This window comes from Brachybacterium sp. SGAir0954, from assembly GCF_005490785.1.
Lineage (GTDB): Bacteria > Actinomycetota > Actinomycetes > Actinomycetales > Dermabacteraceae > Brachybacterium > Brachybacterium rhamnosum.
In genome coordinates this window covers 2,809,257-2,823,014 of sequence record NZ_CP027295.1, presented here as the reverse complement: position 1 = coordinate 2,823,014, position 13,758 = coordinate 2,809,257, and the positions used below count along the sequence as shown (strand labels likewise).

The following is a 13,758-nucleotide window of genomic DNA, read 5'->3' as shown; positions in this document are numbered from 1 at the left end:
CCCGTCCCGAACCCGGGACGGCAGGCGCGCCCGGGAGGAGCGGAGGAAGCAGAGCATGAGCACTGAGCAGGCCATCGTCGCCAAGGGCGATCACGTCGAGACCGTCGAACCGGCCACCACGTCGGAGGGCAACAGCACCGTCCTGTCGATCGTGCTGTTCGCGCTGCTGTTCGTCCTCTTCGCGGGCGGGCTGTACGTGCTGAGCCTGTTCACCCCTGTGACCTTCATCGTGGGTCTCGCGATGGTGCTGCTCTCGCTGTACCTCACCTTCGACACGGTCCCGCGCTTCCTCGTCTGACGAGGAACGCCCCGCGACGACACGGGCCCGGCACCGCGAGGTGCCGGGCCCGTCCGCGTCCCGGGATCATCGGGTCATGAGGATCGCCCGTCCATCCGGACGATCGTCTCGAGCGCCATCACGACCATGTCCTCGAAGGTCTCCTGGCGCTCCTGGGCGCTCGTCTCCTCGCCCGTGACGAGGTGGTCGGAGACCGTGCACAGGGCCAGCGCCCGCCGACCGAACTGCGCCGCGAGCGTGTACAGGGCCGCCGCCTCCATCTCGATGCCGAGCACGCCGTAGCCGGCGAGCGTGCTCGTGACCTCGGGGGCGGGGGAGTAGAACTGGTCCGCGGAGAACAGCCCGCCCGCGACGACCGGCAGCAGCCGCTCCTCGCCGACGGAGGCCGCGATCCGCGCCAGCTCGAAGTCCGCGGCCGGGGCGAAGGTGACGTCCCCGAACCGGGCCCGGTTCATGGCGGAATCCGTGGAGGCCGCGACGCCGAGCACCACGTCCCGCACGCCGACCCGCTCCGAGAGACCGCCGCAGGTGCCCACCCGGATGATGGTCTCGACGTCGTAATCGCTGAACAGCTCGTGGGCGTAGATGGCGAGCGAGGGCTGGCCCATGCCGGAGCCCTGCGCGGAGACGCGGACCCCCGCGTAGGTGCCGGTGTACCCGAGCATGCCGCGCACGTCGTTGTACTGGACGGGGTCCTCGAGGAAGGTCTCGGCGATCCACCGCGCGCGGTAGGGGTCGCCGGGCATGAGCACGGCAGGGGCGATCTGGTCCGGAGCGGCTCCGATATGGGTCGACATGCCGCCAGCGTACGGTCGCGCGGCGCCCGGGCGGCGCGGCGCGCTGTCGCCCGGGGCACGAGGGCAGCACAATGGTGCCCCGTGAACGCTCACTCCCCGCAGCCCGGCGATGCCCGGCCCGCCACGCCCTCGCCCGGCGTCGCCGCGGACGCCCGCCGCGCCCGCTGGGCGGTCTCGCTGCTCTTCTTCCTCAACGGCGCCTCGTTCTGCGCGATCCTGCCCCGCTACCCCGAGCTGGTCGAGCACATCGGGCTCAGCAACGCCGCCTTCGGGCTCGCCGTCGGGCTCGGCCCCCTCGGAGGGCTCACCGCGGGCCTCACCGTCGCCGCCCTGATGACCCGGTTCGGCTCCGCGCGCGTGAGCGTCGCCGCCCAGGTGGTCGCCTCGACCGTGCACCTCGCCGTGTACGTCTCCGGATCCTGGCTGTGGCTCGCCGTCTCGCTGTTCCTCGCCGCGGCGGCCGACGCCGTCACCGACGTCGCCATGAACTCCCACGGCATGCGCGTCGAGCGCCGCTACCGCCGCTCGATCATGAACAGCTACCACGGCTGGTGGTCGCTCGGCGCGGTCACCGGCGGCCTCCTCGGCTCCCTCGCAGCCCAGATCGCCCTGCCCACCTGGGGACAGGGCGTGCTCGGCCTCGTGGTCTTTGGCGCGCTGGCGCTGCTCGCCCTGCGCGGCATGCTCCCCGGGCACGACACCCTCGAGAGGGAGCAGGCCGCCCCCGGCGGGGCCACCGCCCAGGCGGCGCCGTCGGCCGCCTCCGGCGGGGCCACCGCCCAGGCGGCGCCGTCGGCCGCCTCCGCCGCCGAGGTCCCCGCGGACCCGGCCCCCTCCGGCCTGCGGATCGCGGGCATGGCGCCGCGCGCGCTCGGGCTCGTGCTCGCCCTCGGCATGCTGCTCGTCTTCGCCGGCTCCACCGAGGACGCCGGCAACACCTGGGGCGCCCTGTTCATGACGTCGACCTACGCCGTCGGCCCCTTCGTCGCGGGCATGGCCTTCGTGGCCCTGCAGGGGGCGCAGACCGTCGGACGCTTCACCGGGGACGCGGTCGTGGACCGCCTGGGCGACCGGACCACCGCCCGGATCGGCGCGCTCGTCTCCGCCGCCGGCATGTCCTTCGCGCTGCTCGTGCCGAGCCCCGTGACCGCCGTGATCGGCTTCGCCCTCGCCGGCTGGGGCGTCGCGACGCTGTTCCCCGCCGTGTACCGCGCGGCGGACGAGGTCCCCGGCGTCCCCCACGGAGTGGGCATGACCGTGGCCGGCTGGCTCGCCCGGCTCGGGTTCTTCGTCTCCCCGCCGATCATCGGCGCGCTCGCCGACGCCCTGACCCTGCGTCACGCCCTGTGGCTCGTGCCGCTCTACGCGCTGGGGATCCTCGTGGTCTCCGGCGCCCTCGCGGGGCGGGACCGCGGCGTGGAGGAGGGGAGCGTCAGAACCGGCTGACGTCCCCCGCGCCCTCCCGGGCGATCACGAGCTCCCCGGAGGAGAGGTCCACGACGGTCGTCGGCTCGATGCCCACCTCACCCGAGTCGATGATGACGTCCACCCGGTTGTCCAGCAGGTCCTGCACCACCCAGCCCTCCGCCGGCGGGTCCTCCTGGCCCGGCAGCAGCAGCGTCGAGGAGACGATCGGCTCGCCGAGCGCCTCGACGAGCGCATGGGCCACACGGTGATCGGGGATGCGCACGCCCACCGTGTGCTTCTTGGGGTGGGACATCCGCCGCGGCACCTCCTTGGTGGCCGGCAGGATGAAGGTGTACGGGCCCGGCGTCGCGTTCTTCACCAGGCGGAACACGGGGTTCGAGACGATGACGAACTGCCCCAGCTGCGCGAAGTCCGCGCACACGAGCGTGAAGTGGTGGTCCTTGCCCACCTGGCGGATGCGGCGGATCCGCTCGAGCCCCTCCGGGGAGTCGAGCGTGCAGCCCAGCGCGTAGCAGGAGTCCGTGGGATAGGCGATGAGACCGCCGTCGCGCAGCACGCGCACGGCCTGGTCGATGTTCCGCGCCTGCGGGTCCACGGGATGGATGTCGAGGTAGCGAGCCGAGGGAGCCATGCTCGATGCTACGTCCGCAAGCGCCGCGACGGCGGCATCCGCACATCAATCAGGCGACGACGACGAACTCGCGGCCGATCCACTTCGTGCGGCGCAGCCGCTGCACGGCGCCGATCGGGAGCGGTCCGTTGATGTGCGGGTAGCCGCGGCCGCGGCCGTCCCGATCCGCCTCGATGTCCACGGCGACGCCTGTCGCCTCGACGCGCGCGACGTCGATCTCGAGGATCACGAGGTCGGCAGGACGGTCCGGGTACACGCGCTTGGCGACCATCGAGACCTGCTCGGGCCAGCAGGCGTGCAGGAATCCCACCTCGGTGAGATCGCGACCCCGGGTGGAGCAGGTGTAGGTGCCCTCCCGGACGGCCGCCTCCCAGGCGGCCAGCTCGGTGATGTGCCAGATCAGGGGCGAGGGCATGAGGGGCAGTGTAGCGTTCCGTGCATGCACGAGAAGCCCGGCGGACCCCCGCACGTGCGGCTGGTCCACGACGAGGATCGCGATCGCTTCGAGGCGCTCGCCGGCGACGGCGTCGTCGGCGTGCTCGCCTACGGGCCGGACCCGCTCCGCGAGGGCGTCCGCGACCTGCGCTCCACGGTGGTCTCCGCGGAGCACGGCGGGCAGGGAATCGGCTCCGCGCTGGTCCGCGCCGCCGTCCAGGACTCCCGTGAGCGCGGCCTGCGTCTCACCGCGACCTGCTGGTTCGCCCGCGCCTGGCTCGAGCGGCATCCTGAGCACCACGACCTCCTCGCCGACGTCCCCGAGGAGGGGAAGGACCCCCGGTGACCTATCGCATCCTCACCGTCTGCACCGGCAACATCTGCCGGTCGCCGATGGCCGAGTTCCAGCTGCGCGCCGCCCTCGAGGAGGCCGGCCTCGGCGACCGCGTCGACGTCGCGAGCGCCGGGACCACCTCCTACGAGGAGGGCAACCCCGTGGACCCCCGCGCCGGGGCCCTCCTGCGCGAGCACGGCATGGACCCCTCCGCGCACCGCGCCCGCGCCGTGACCCGCGAGGAGCTGTCCCGGGCGGACCTCGTCCTCGCCCTGGACCATGACCACGTCCGACCCCTCGAGCGCCTCGCCGGCGAACGGCTCGGCGAGCGTATCCGCATGCTGCGCTCCTTCGACCCGCAGGCCGGGGAGGACCTCGGCATCCGCGACCCCTGGTACGGCGGCGACGAGGACTTCGAGACCACCTACACGCAGGTGGACGCGGCCCTCCCGGGGCTCGTGGAGCACGTGCGCGGCGCCCTCGCCGCGGGCGGGCACGGCACCGCCTCATGAGCGCCCTCGGGACCGCCGCCGCGCTGCGCGCCGGGGACCTCGACGCCCGGGAGGTGACCGAGCAGGCCCTCGCCGCGGCTGCGACCCGCGGAGCCGCCGTCGGCGCCTTCGCCCACGTCCTCGACGAGCTCAGCCGGGAGCAGGCCGAACGGGCCCAGCACGAGCTCGAGGACGCCCGCCGCGCCGGGCGTCTCGAGGACCTCGCCCGCCGCCGGCCCCTGCTCGGCGTCCCGCTGCCCGTCAAGGACCTCACCCGCATCGCCGGCCAGCCCTTCGAGGCCGGGAGCACCGCGCTGCGCGGCACGATCGCGGAGGTCACCGACGGCGTCGCCGCACGGATCCTCGACGCCGGCACGGTGACGATCGGCAAGACCACCACGCCCGAGTTCGGCATGCCCGCGTACACGGAGCCCGCGACCGGTGCCCCGGCCCGCACTCCCTGGGACGTGCGGCGCACGGCCGGCGGATCGAGCGGCGGGGCCGGTGCCGCGGTCGCGAGCGGGGTCGTCGACCTCGCCCACGGATCCGACGGCGGCGGGTCCGTGAGGATCCCTGCGGCCTGCTGCGGCCTCGTCGGGATCAAGCCCTCCCGCGGTCTCGTCTCGACAGGTCCCTTCGGCACCGAGGGCGCCGGGCTCGTCGCCGACGGCATGCTCGCCACCACCGTGCGCGACGCCGCGGCCGGCCTCGACCTCATCGCCGGGCCCCGTCCCGGCGACGCCCAGCCGGCGCCGCTCCTGCCCGGCGGCTACCTCTCCGCCTGCGAGGCCCCGGCGCCCGAGGGGCTCCGGATCGGCGTGCTCACGACGCCCCTCGCCGCCGAGGTCGACGTCCACCCCGCCGCCCTGCGCGCCGTGGAGCGCACGGTCGCGCTGCTGCGCGACCTCGGACACCACCCCGTGCCGGTCCCCGCCCCCTTCACCCCGCAGGAATGGCGCAGCTTCATGCCTCTGTGGACGGTGGGCGCCGCGACGATCCCCGTGCCCCCGGAGCGCGAGGGCGAGCTGCTGACGCTCACCCGCTGGCTGCGCGAGCAGGGACGCGGGTACAGCGGGACGGACCTGCTCACGGCGATCTCCGGCGTGCAGGCGCTCGCACGACGCACGGGGGAGGCCTTCGCGGATCTGGACCTCGTCCTCACCCCGGGGCTCGCGGGCCCGCCCGCCCGCCCGGAGACCCTCCAGCTCGACGACGGCGCCGCGGACTTCGACGCCCAGTGCGCCTTCACCCCGTGGACGAGCACCTGGAACATGACCGGCGCCGCGGCGATCGCGATCCCCGCGCACCGGGAGGAGGTCGATGGCGTGCTGCTGCCCTTCGGCGTCCAGCTGGGCGGCACCGGTCCCGGCGCCGAGGCCCTGCTGCTGCAGGTCGCCGCCCAGATCGAGCAGCACGACCCGTGGCCGCTGCGCGCCGCGGACGCCTCCCGGGGCGGGGCCGGCGCATGAGCGGGGCCGAGGAGGCCGCTGCGGCGGGCACGACATCAGGCGCGAAGGCGTCGGCAGGGCCCGGCGCGCCGGCGCCCGCACCCGTGCGCCCCGCTCCCACCGTCGCCGCGGTGCGCCTGGACACCTGGCTGTGGAGCGTGAGGCTGTACCCCACCCGCTCCGCGGCCACCGCCGCCTGCCGCGCGGGCCACGTGCGGCGCAACGGCGAGCCCACCAAGGCGAGCCAGAGGATCGCGGTGGGGGACGAGCTGCGCCTGCGCTCCCCGGGGCGCGAGCGCATAGTCGTGGTCACGCAGCTGCTCGGGAAGCGGGTGGGCGCGCCCGTCGCGCGCACCGCCTACGAGGACCACAGCCCGGAGCCGCCGCCGCAGCTCTTCGGCGCCCCGCCGCGACGGGACCGCGGCGCGGGACGCCCCACCAAGCGGGAGCGGCGCGCGCTGGACCGGCTGCGCGGCCGGGACCTGCCCGGCGCCGAGCACGACGAGGACCTGCCCGAGGACCGCGCCGGGCGCTGAACCCGACCGGACCGGCTCAGCGCGGCTGGCCGCTCGCGGCGAACAGCTGCTGGCGGTTGGTCGAGAGACGACCCAGCAGACCCGCCTCGAGGGCGACGACCTTGGGGTTCGCGCCGTCGGCCAGGAGCCGCTGGCGCACGGAGGCGAGATCCGCGCTCTCCCGGATGAACCGCTTCATGAGCGGCTTCGCGCCGATCTGCTTCGCCCAGGCACGCCCCTCACGGCGCCCCTTCCAGGTGGCGAGCATCGTGACCTCCTCGTGGGTGAGCCAGCCGGTGTTCGCGTAGTCGCCCAGGCGCACCCGGGTGAGGCGCGCCTCGTCCCAGACCAGCACGCCGATCAGGCACAGCCACAGCAGGGACAGCAGGGCCTCGAGCGCGAACATGATGATCGTGACGGTCCAGCCGCCGGCGAGGGAGGCGGTGAGGTTCCATCCGGCGTGCAGCAGCATCCCCGGGATCACGGCGACCACGAACACGAGCAGGCCCGAGATCGTGCCCCACTTGCGGGCGACGAAGCCCATGATCAGGCCCGTCAGCGAGGTGTAGATGGCGTGGCCGAAGATGTTCAGCGCGCCGCGCATGACGACCAGCACGGCGACACCGCCCAGGCCCATCTGATCGAAGCCGTTCGCGTAGTACAGGATGTTCTCGGTGAAGGCGAAGCCGCCGCCGATCAGCGCGCCGTAGATGAGGCCGTCCAGCGGCCCGTTGAAGTAGCGCCGGGCGAGCAGCATGAGGACCAGGAGCCCGAGGCCCTTCGTGGTCTCCTCGACGATCGGGGCGCTGATGACGGGGCCGAAGAAGCTCGTGACCGCCTCGCTGCCCGTGATCCGCCAGACGAGGACCGAGCCCAGGGTGTTCACCCAGAAGCTCACGAAGCTCGCGATGGCGGCACCCCACATCACCGCGATGAGCAGCAGCGGGATCGGCTGCGGGTCCCAGCGATCCGCGAGCAGGATGATCCCGACGATCACGACGAGGGAGAGGAACGCGAGGAAGCCCATGACGGGCCACCAGACGGGGCTCGAGGAGTACGACAGCGTGAGGTAGACGAAGAAGAAGCCGAGCACGAGGAGCAGGCCGATGCCGAGGACGGCCAGGGCGATCCAGGTGAGGACGGTGACGCGGGGGACCGGCTCCGCCTCGCGACCGACCTCCTGCACCCGGCGGGTCTGGGTCGCCCAGGCCGACTGCGGCTGCGGCTGGACGGGGCGCTGGATCTGCGCGGGGGCGTAGCGGGCCGCGGTGAGGCCCGAGGAGGGTCGCACGGAGGTGTCGTAGGAGCGGGGGATGCCGTAGTCGACGTACGGGGGCTGCGCCTGGAACCCCGGCGCACCCGCGGCGGGGGACCCTGCGCCGGGACGGGGCCGGCCGGTGGGCTGCTGTCCCGGCTGCTGGGGGCGACCCGGGGGCGGCGGCCCCGGATGGGCGGACGGCGGCTGGGTCATGGGAGGAGCGCCTTCGGGATCGGGGAGGGACGACGGCGGTGCGCGTCGCCCGCGGGCGGTGCGGGGGAGGGGAGAACGGTGGAACCGATGGTTCCCTCCTCTCCCCGGCGGGACGGTCTGGATGCGATGCTATCGGTGACGGTCGCCACAGTGAGGGGGTCGTGCCGGCTGTGGACGGGTCGGAGGGAAGCCCCGACCCGACACTCCCGCACCTTGAGCGGAATAGACTCAACTCTGTACCCGTTGCACCTCATGTCCCCCGCACAGCTTGGAAGGAGCGCCATGGAGTTCCAGTTCACCACCCGATCGCAGGAAGCGATCACCGCCGCCGCCCAGCACGCCGCAGAGCTCGGCAACCCCCAGGTCAGCTCCCTGCACCTGCTGCAGGCGCTGCTCGGCCAGGCGGACGGCATCGGCCGTGCCGCCCTCATCGAGGCCGGTGCCGATCCGGCCGCCGTCCTCGAGCAGGTCGCGACCGCGATCGGACAGCTGCCCCGGGTCAGCGGCGACGGCGCCGGCCATCCGACCTTCGTCGGCGCCGGCTATGACGCCCTCGAGGCCGCACGCCGCGAGGCCGACGCCGCCGGCCGCACCTACCTGTCCACCGAGCACCTCCTGATCGGCATCGCGCTCGGCACGGACGCCGCCGCCCGCCTCCTCCAGGCGGCCGGCGCGGGCCCCGCCGCCCTGCGCGATGCCGTCACCCGACTCACCTCCGGAGAGGATCGTATGAGCACCCCCGATTCCCAGAACCCCGAAAGCACCTTCCAGAGCCTCGAGAAGTTCGGCCTCGACCTCACCGAGCAGGCCCGCGAGGGCCGACTGGACCCCGTCATCGGGCGCGACACCGAGATCCGCCGCGTCGTCCAGGTGCTCAGCCGCCGCACCAAGAACAACCCGGTGCTCATCGGCGAGCCCGGCGTCGGCAAGACCGCCGTCGTCGAGGGCCTCGCGCAGCGCATCGTCGCGGGCGACGTCCCGGACTCGCTGCGCGGCAAGCGCCTGATCTCCCTGGACCTCTCCTCGATGGTCGCCGGGTCCAAGTACCGCGGCGAGTTCGAGGAGCGCATGAAGGCCGTCCTCGACGAGATCCGCACGAGCAACGGCCAGATCATCACCTTCATCGACGAGCTGCACACCGTCCTGGGCGCGGGCGGCACCGGCGACGGGGCGATGGACGCCGGCAACATGCTCAAGCCCATGCTCGCCCGCGGCGAGCTGCGGATGGTCGGCGCGACCACCCTGGACGAGTACCGCGAGAACATCGAAAAGGACCCGGCCCTCGAGCGCCGCTTCCAGCAGGTGTTCGTGGGCGAGCCCAGCGTCGAGGACACCATCACGATCCTGCGCGGCCTCAAGGACAAGTACGAGGCGCACCACAAGGTCTCGATCACCGACGCCGCGCTGGTCGCCGCCGCGACGCTCTCGGACCGCTACATCTCCGGGCGCCAGCTCCCCGACAAGGCCATCGACCTCGTCGACGAGGCCGCGTCCCGCCAGCGCATGGAGCTCGACTCCTCCCCGGAGGAGCTGGACATCCTGCGCCGTCAGGTCGATCGCCTGCGGATGGAGGAGATGGCCCTCCAGGGCAGCGAGGACCCGGGCAGCATCGCCCGCCTCGACTCCGTGCGCGGTCAGCTCGCGGACCGCACCGAGCGGATGACCGCGCTCTCCGCCCGCTGGGAGCGGGAGAAGGCCGGGCTGAACCAGGTCGGCGAGCTCAAGGCCCAGCTCGAGCAGCTGCGGATGCAGGCGGACCGCGCCCAGCGCGAGGGCGACCTCACCGCCGCCTCGAAGATCCTCTACGGCGACATCCCCGCGCTGAAGACCCAGCTGCGGGAGGCGGAGGAGTCCGAGGCCGCGGGGGAGGTGGGCGACGAGCGACCGCTCGTGGCCGACCACGTGGGTCCCGATGACATCGCCGAGGTGGTGGGCACGTGGACGGGCATCCCGGCCGGTCGCCTGCTGCAGTCCGAGACGCAGAAGCTGCTCGAGATGGAGGACATCATCGGCGAGCGGCTGATCGGTCAGCGGCGCGCCGTGGCCGAGGTCTCCGACGCGGTGCGCCGTGCCCGCGCGGGCATCGCCGATCCGAACCGCCCGACCGGCTCGTTCCTGTTCCTGGGGCCGACGGGCGTCGGCAAGACCGAGCTCGCGAAGGCGCTCGCCGAGTTCCTCTTCGACGACGAGCGGGCGATGATCCGCATCGACATGTCGGAGTACGGGGAGAAGCACACCGTCTCCCGTCTCGTCGGCGCCCCTCCGGGGTACGTCGGCTACGACGAGGGCGGGCAGCTCACCGAGGCCGTGCGGCGCCGGCCGTACTCGGTGGTCCTGCTCGACGAGATCGAGAAGGCCCACCCCGACGTCTTCGACATCCTGCTGCAGGTGCTCGACGACGGCCGGCTCACCGACGGCCAGGGGCGCACCGTGGACTTCCGCTCCACGATCCTCATCCTCACCTCGAACCTCGGCGCCCACGTGCTGCAGGACACGTCGCTGCCGGAGGCCGAGAAGCACGAGCGGGTCATGCAGGTGGTCCGCGCGTCCTTCAAGCCGGAGTTCCTCAACCGTCTCGACGACGTCGTCATGTTCGACGCGCTGCAGCGCGAGGAGCTCTCGCGGATCGTCTCCCTCCAGATCGAGGCGGTCGGCGCGCGGCTCGCGGACCGTCGGATCCGGCTCGACGTCGACGAGGCGGCGACGCACTGGCTGGCCGACGTGGGCTTCGATCCGCTGTACGGCGCGCGCCCGCTCAAGCGGCTGGTGCAGAAGGAGATCGGCGACGCGCTCGCACGGCTGATCCTGCGCGGTGAGGTGCTCGACGACGCCACGGTCGCCGTGCGCGTGGCGCCGGACGGCGACGGTCTCGCCCTGTCCGTCCTGGAGGGCGATCACCCGGAGGAGGACGTGGACGGCGAGGACCGGGGAGCGCCCGAGGACGGGGGGACCTCCGACGGGGCGACCGTTCCGGGCTCCGAGGACGCCTCCGGGGATCCCGCACTGCGCTGAGCTCGTGCCCGCGGGGAGGGCCGGACGGGTGAACCCTGTCCGGTCCTCCCGCCGTCTCAGGCGCTGCGGCGCTCCCACGGGAACGGCGCGTTCTCGAGCCGGTAGCGGTAGATCTCCTCGGTGTCGGTGATCTCGTCGACCTTCGCCTGCCAGGCCTCGCCCGCGCCGTGCATCGCCTCTCCCGCCTCCCGCAGCGCATCGCCGCTGCCGGGGGAGGCCATGTCCATGACATCGGCCCCGCGCCCGGCGACGGTGCCGATCGCCTCGCTGAGCGCGGGCACCGGGTTCGCTGTGAGCGCATCCGCGCTCGCTCCGAGGTGACGCAGCATGCCGCGCTCGCTGGCACGGGCCGCCCCGGCCCAGTCGCCCTCGCCCACGGACTCGGAGATCTCCGCGGAGGTCTGGGAGACGTTCGCGAACTGCTGGTCCACGGCGCCCGTGACGGTGTCGTAGACGGATCCCTCGCCCAGGGCGACGCCGGCAAGGTCATGGGGGATCCGGGCGAGGCCGACGATCGGTGTCGCGGCGCCCAGCCCCGCGGACTCCATCCGGGACTCGACCCCGTCGAGGAACTCCCTGCTGCTCTCGGTGAGCGTCGCGGCCGTCTGCAGGCCGCCCAGCCCGGGGACCTGGCCGAACAGGATCTTCCGGTTCGTGGAGGCCTCGGTGATCCGGTCCTGGTCCAGGGCGAACGGGGTGTCGTCCTGCACCGCGCCCCGTTCCGGCACCGGAGCGGGCACCGGGTCGGGCAGGCCGTCGGTGGGGTCGTGGGGCAGTGAGGGGAGCGTCGGGTCGATCGGGGCGGCGAGAGGACCGCCGAGCAGCGGGCGGATCTTCTCGAAGGTCTCCCCGGCGCGCTCGCGCCAGCGGTCGAGGGTCTCGTGGGTGTCGAAGGGCCTGTCCGGCCCGGAGGGGCCGATCGGGTGGCCGAGCGGGCCCCCGATCCACGGGCCGAGGTCACCGGGGCCGGGCAGTCCCGCACCGGTGGACGGTCGCAGGCGCCCGCCGAGGTCCCGGAGACCCTCGAAGGCGTCCATCCGCACCATCGCGTAGGGATCCCCGCCGCCCTCGGCGGAGGAAGCACGCTCCTGGGCGTCGCGGTGGCCCTCGAGCAGAGCCCGGCGCGCGGCGAGCAGATCGCACGCGCCGCCCAGGTCATCGGTGACCGCGGTGGTGCGCGAGCGGTGCGCCGCGGCGTCCGGCCCGGTCCAGTCGACGGAGGCGGAGGCGCCGCGGAGCAGTTCGATGAGGTCCCGCAGGAGCTCGATCCGCTCGTCGATGCTCTCGATGTACTCGTCCATGTCGAGGGGGTCGCATCCCCAGAAGGTGTCCATGCGGCGAACCTAGGCGCGGCGGTGCGGCGCGCGCCGGGCGGCCGGCCGGACTGTGGACGACGGTGTCCTGGGGAGGAACCATTTCTGCGGGGCGCCTCCCCGCGGTCCTACAGTGGCGCGCATGTCCTTCCCCCACACTCCCGACCATCCTGCTCCCGCGCCGGCCCCCGCCCGCCAGTCACGGGCGAAGACCCTGCTGGGCACCGGGATCGGCAACGCGCTGGAGTGGTACGACTGGAACGTCTACGCGTCCTTCGCCGTCTACTTCTCGGCGCAGGCCTTCGACAGCAGCGACCGCACCTCCGCCTTCCTCTCCACGATGGCGATCTTCGCCGTCGGCTTCGTCGCCCGGCCCTTCGGCGGCGTCGTCTTCGGCTGGATCGGCGACCGGGTGGGGCGCAAGCACGCGCTCTCCCTCGCCGTGCTCGCCGCCTCGATCGGGTCCCTGCTCATCGCCGTGCTGCCCACCTACGGCACGGTCGGCGTGCTCGCCTCCTTCCTGCTGCTCCTGGCCCGTCTGATCCAGGGCCTCGCTCACGGCGGCGAGCTCCCCTCCGCGCAGACCTATCTCGCCGAGCATGCCCCGCGCGAGCACCGCGGCTTCTGGGCGAGCTCGATCTACGTGACCGGCACCCTCGGCCTCCTCGCGAGCCTCGTGCTGGGTCTCGCGCTCAGCACGGCCCTCACCGAGGAGCAGATGGCGGCCTGGGGCTGGCGTGTGCCCTTCGCGATCGGCGCCGTGCTGGGCCTCGTCGCGCTGTGGATCCGCCGCTCGATGGAGGAGTCCGAGGTGTTCGAGGCCTCCCGCGCCGAGGACGGCACCGCGGGTCCCCGGGAGAACGTCCTCGTGGGCCTGTTCGTGCACTGGCGCACGAGCCTCCAGGTCATCCTCATGACCGCGGGGCTCACCGTCGTCTTCTACATCTGGTCCGTCTCCATGGCCTCGCTCGCCTCCCAGAACCTGGGGTACAGCGCCCAGCAGGCCTTCGGCGCCTCGGTGATCGGCAACGTCGTGCTCGTGCTCGTGCTGCCTCTCTGGGGCGCGCTCTCGGACCGGATCGGCCGGAGGACCTGCGCGCTCATCGCCCTCGTGGGCAGCGGCATCTGCTACCTGCCGATGGTCTCGCTCGTGGAGGGCGGGCAGATGTGGCAGCTCGTCGTCGCGATCAGCGTGCAGCTCGGGCTCATCGCCGGCTTCCTCTCCCACGCCCCGGCGATGTACGCGGAGATGTTCCCGACCGCGCGCCGGACGAGCGGTTTCGGCATCCCCTACGCGGTCGCGATCGCCCTGTTCGGCGGCACCGCCCCGTACCTCAACACCGCGATCGGTGATCAGCACCTCTTCGGCGTCTACGCGATCGTGCTGATCCTCGTCTCGAGCCTGACGATCCTCACCCTGCGCGAGACGCGGGGCAAGGACCTCTCCGAGCCCGTCGGCCCCGCGCGGAGCGCCGCGGCGAGCAGCGAGGCCTGAGAGGCCGGCGCCGGCGTCCACGGGGCACCGGACGCACGACGGGCCGCGGGGAGCAGCGCTCCCCGCGGCCCGTCCGCATCCGCGGAAGGT

The 13,758-nt window shown here is 73.4% G+C and carries 13 protein-coding genes; 8 read left to right on the top strand and 5 right to left on the bottom strand.

Annotated elements, in window-relative coordinates:
- Positions 1-55: 55 nt before the first annotated feature.
- A complete protein-coding gene (locus tag C1N80_RS12695) occupies positions 56-298 on the top strand; it encodes a hypothetical protein (RefSeq protein ID WP_240811123.1) in 243 nt (80 codons plus the stop codon).
- 74 nt (positions 299-372) lie between these two features.
- Here the strand turns inward: C1N80_RS12695 and deoD are convergent, their stop codons facing one another.
- A complete protein-coding gene (gene deoD / locus C1N80_RS12690; protein WP_137771103.1) occupies positions 373-1,095 on the bottom strand; it encodes a purine-nucleoside phosphorylase in 723 nt (240 codons plus the stop codon).
- A gap of 81 nt (positions 1,096-1,176) precedes the next feature.
- Here deoD and C1N80_RS12685 point away from each other — a divergent pair, with 81 nt between their 5' ends.
- Positions 1,177-2,541, top strand: coding sequence for an MFS transporter (locus tag C1N80_RS12685; RefSeq protein ID WP_240811122.1), 1,365 nt, complete (start codon positions 1,177-1,179; stop codon positions 2,539-2,541).
- On the opposite strand, the gene C1N80_RS12680 is transcribed toward C1N80_RS12685, so the two are convergent.
- Together C1N80_RS12680 and C1N80_RS12675 are read right to left on the bottom strand one after the other, a co-directional pair.
- Positions 2,528-3,154 carry an L-threonylcarbamoyladenylate synthase gene (locus tag C1N80_RS12680; RefSeq protein ID WP_137771101.1) on the bottom strand — a complete coding sequence of 209 codons (627 nt, stop codon included), beginning with the start codon at positions 3,152-3,154 and terminating at the stop codon, positions 2,528-2,530. The genes C1N80_RS12685 and C1N80_RS12680 overlap by 14 nt on opposite strands.
- A 49-nt stretch (positions 3,155-3,203) precedes the next feature.
- The gene (locus C1N80_RS12675; protein WP_137771100.1) at positions 3,204-3,569 is read right to left on the bottom strand and encodes a DUF952 domain-containing protein; all 366 of its coding nucleotides are present in this window, start codon (positions 3,567-3,569) and stop codon (positions 3,204-3,206) included.
- Between the two features lie 24 nt (positions 3,570-3,593).
- Between C1N80_RS12675 and C1N80_RS12670 the strand changes: the two genes are divergently transcribed.
- The 4 genes from C1N80_RS12670 to C1N80_RS12655 all read left to right on the top strand — a co-directional run bounded on the left by C1N80_RS12670 (position 3,594) and on the right by C1N80_RS12655 (position 6,398).
- Positions 3,594-3,935, top strand: coding sequence for a GNAT family N-acetyltransferase (locus C1N80_RS12670; protein WP_137771099.1), 342 nt, complete (start codon positions 3,594-3,596; stop codon positions 3,933-3,935).
- Positions 3,932-4,435 (top strand): low molecular weight protein-tyrosine-phosphatase, encoded by a 504-nt coding sequence (locus C1N80_RS12665; RefSeq protein WP_137771098.1) that lies wholly within the window; start codon positions 3,932-3,934, stop codon positions 4,433-4,435. Before C1N80_RS12670 ends, C1N80_RS12665 begins: the two co-directional genes overlap by 4 nt.
- Positions 4,432-5,883, top strand: coding sequence for an amidase (locus C1N80_RS12660; protein ID WP_137771097.1), 1,452 nt, complete (start codon positions 4,432-4,434; stop codon positions 5,881-5,883). Before C1N80_RS12665 ends, C1N80_RS12660 begins: the two co-directional genes overlap by 4 nt.
- Before the next feature lie 83 nt (positions 5,884-5,966).
- Entirely contained in the window at positions 5,967-6,398 is a 432-nt protein-coding gene (locus C1N80_RS12655) for an RNA-binding S4 domain-containing protein (RefSeq protein ID WP_240811311.1), read from the top strand.
- Between the two features lie 16 nt (positions 6,399-6,414).
- Here C1N80_RS12655 and C1N80_RS12650 read toward each other — a convergent pair whose 3' ends face one another.
- Entirely contained in the window at positions 6,415-7,848 is a 1,434-nt protein-coding gene (locus tag C1N80_RS12650) for a PrsW family intramembrane metalloprotease (protein ID WP_137771095.1), read from the bottom strand.
- Between the two features lie 282 nt (positions 7,849-8,130).
- Between C1N80_RS12650 and clpB the strand changes: the two genes are divergently transcribed.
- Positions 8,131-10,860: an ATP-dependent chaperone ClpB gene (gene clpB, locus C1N80_RS12645; RefSeq protein WP_137771094.1), complete on the top strand. Its 2,730-nt coding sequence runs from the start codon at positions 8,131-8,133 to the stop codon at positions 10,858-10,860.
- 56 nt (positions 10,861-10,916) lie between these two features.
- Here the strand turns inward: clpB and C1N80_RS12640 are convergent, their stop codons facing one another.
- The gene (locus C1N80_RS12640; RefSeq protein ID WP_137771093.1) at positions 10,917-12,194 is read right to left on the bottom strand and encodes a hypothetical protein; all 1,278 of its coding nucleotides are present in this window, start codon (positions 12,192-12,194) and stop codon (positions 10,917-10,919) included.
- 121 nt (positions 12,195-12,315) lie between these two features.
- Here C1N80_RS12640 and C1N80_RS12635 point away from each other — a divergent pair, with 121 nt between their 5' ends.
- Positions 12,316-13,668 carry an MFS transporter gene (locus C1N80_RS12635; RefSeq protein WP_137771092.1) on the top strand — a complete coding sequence of 451 codons (1,353 nt, stop codon included), beginning with the start codon at positions 12,316-12,318 and terminating at the stop codon, positions 13,666-13,668.
- Positions 13,669-13,758: the final 90 nt, after the last annotated feature.

What these genes read in the sequence shown, in the direction of transcription:
- C1N80_RS12675 (WP_137771100.1), bottom strand. Translation starts at nt 3,569, where the DNA reads ATGCCCTCGCCCCTGATCTGGCACATCACCGAGCTGGCCGCCTGGGAG.
- C1N80_RS12635 (WP_137771092.1), top strand. Translation starts at nt 12,316, where the DNA reads ATGTCCTTCCCCCACACTCCCGACCATCCTGCTCCCGCGCCGGCCCCC.
- C1N80_RS12640 (WP_137771093.1), bottom strand. Translation starts at nt 12,194, where the DNA reads ATGGACACCTTCTGGGGATGCGACCCCCTCGACATGGACGAGTACATC.
- C1N80_RS12695 (WP_240811123.1), top strand. Translation starts at nt 56, where the DNA reads ATGAGCACTGAGCAGGCCATCGTCGCCAAGGGCGATCACGTCGAGACC.
- deoD (WP_137771103.1), bottom strand. Translation starts at nt 1,095, where the DNA reads ATGTCGACCCATATCGGAGCCGCTCCGGACCAGATCGCCCCTGCCGTG.
- C1N80_RS12650 (WP_137771095.1), bottom strand. Translation starts at nt 7,848, where the DNA reads ATGACCCAGCCGCCGTCCGCCCATCCGGGGCCGCCGCCCCCGGGTCGC.
- clpB (WP_137771094.1), top strand. Translation starts at nt 8,131, where the DNA reads ATGGAGTTCCAGTTCACCACCCGATCGCAGGAAGCGATCACCGCCGCC.
- C1N80_RS12670 (WP_137771099.1), top strand. Translation starts at nt 3,594, where the DNA reads ATGCACGAGAAGCCCGGCGGACCCCCGCACGTGCGGCTGGTCCACGAC.
- C1N80_RS12680 (WP_137771101.1), bottom strand. Translation starts at nt 3,154, where the DNA reads ATGGCTCCCTCGGCTCGCTACCTCGACATCCATCCCGTGGACCCGCAG.
- C1N80_RS12660 (WP_137771097.1), top strand. Translation starts at nt 4,432, where the DNA reads ATGAGCGCCCTCGGGACCGCCGCCGCGCTGCGCGCCGGGGACCTCGAC.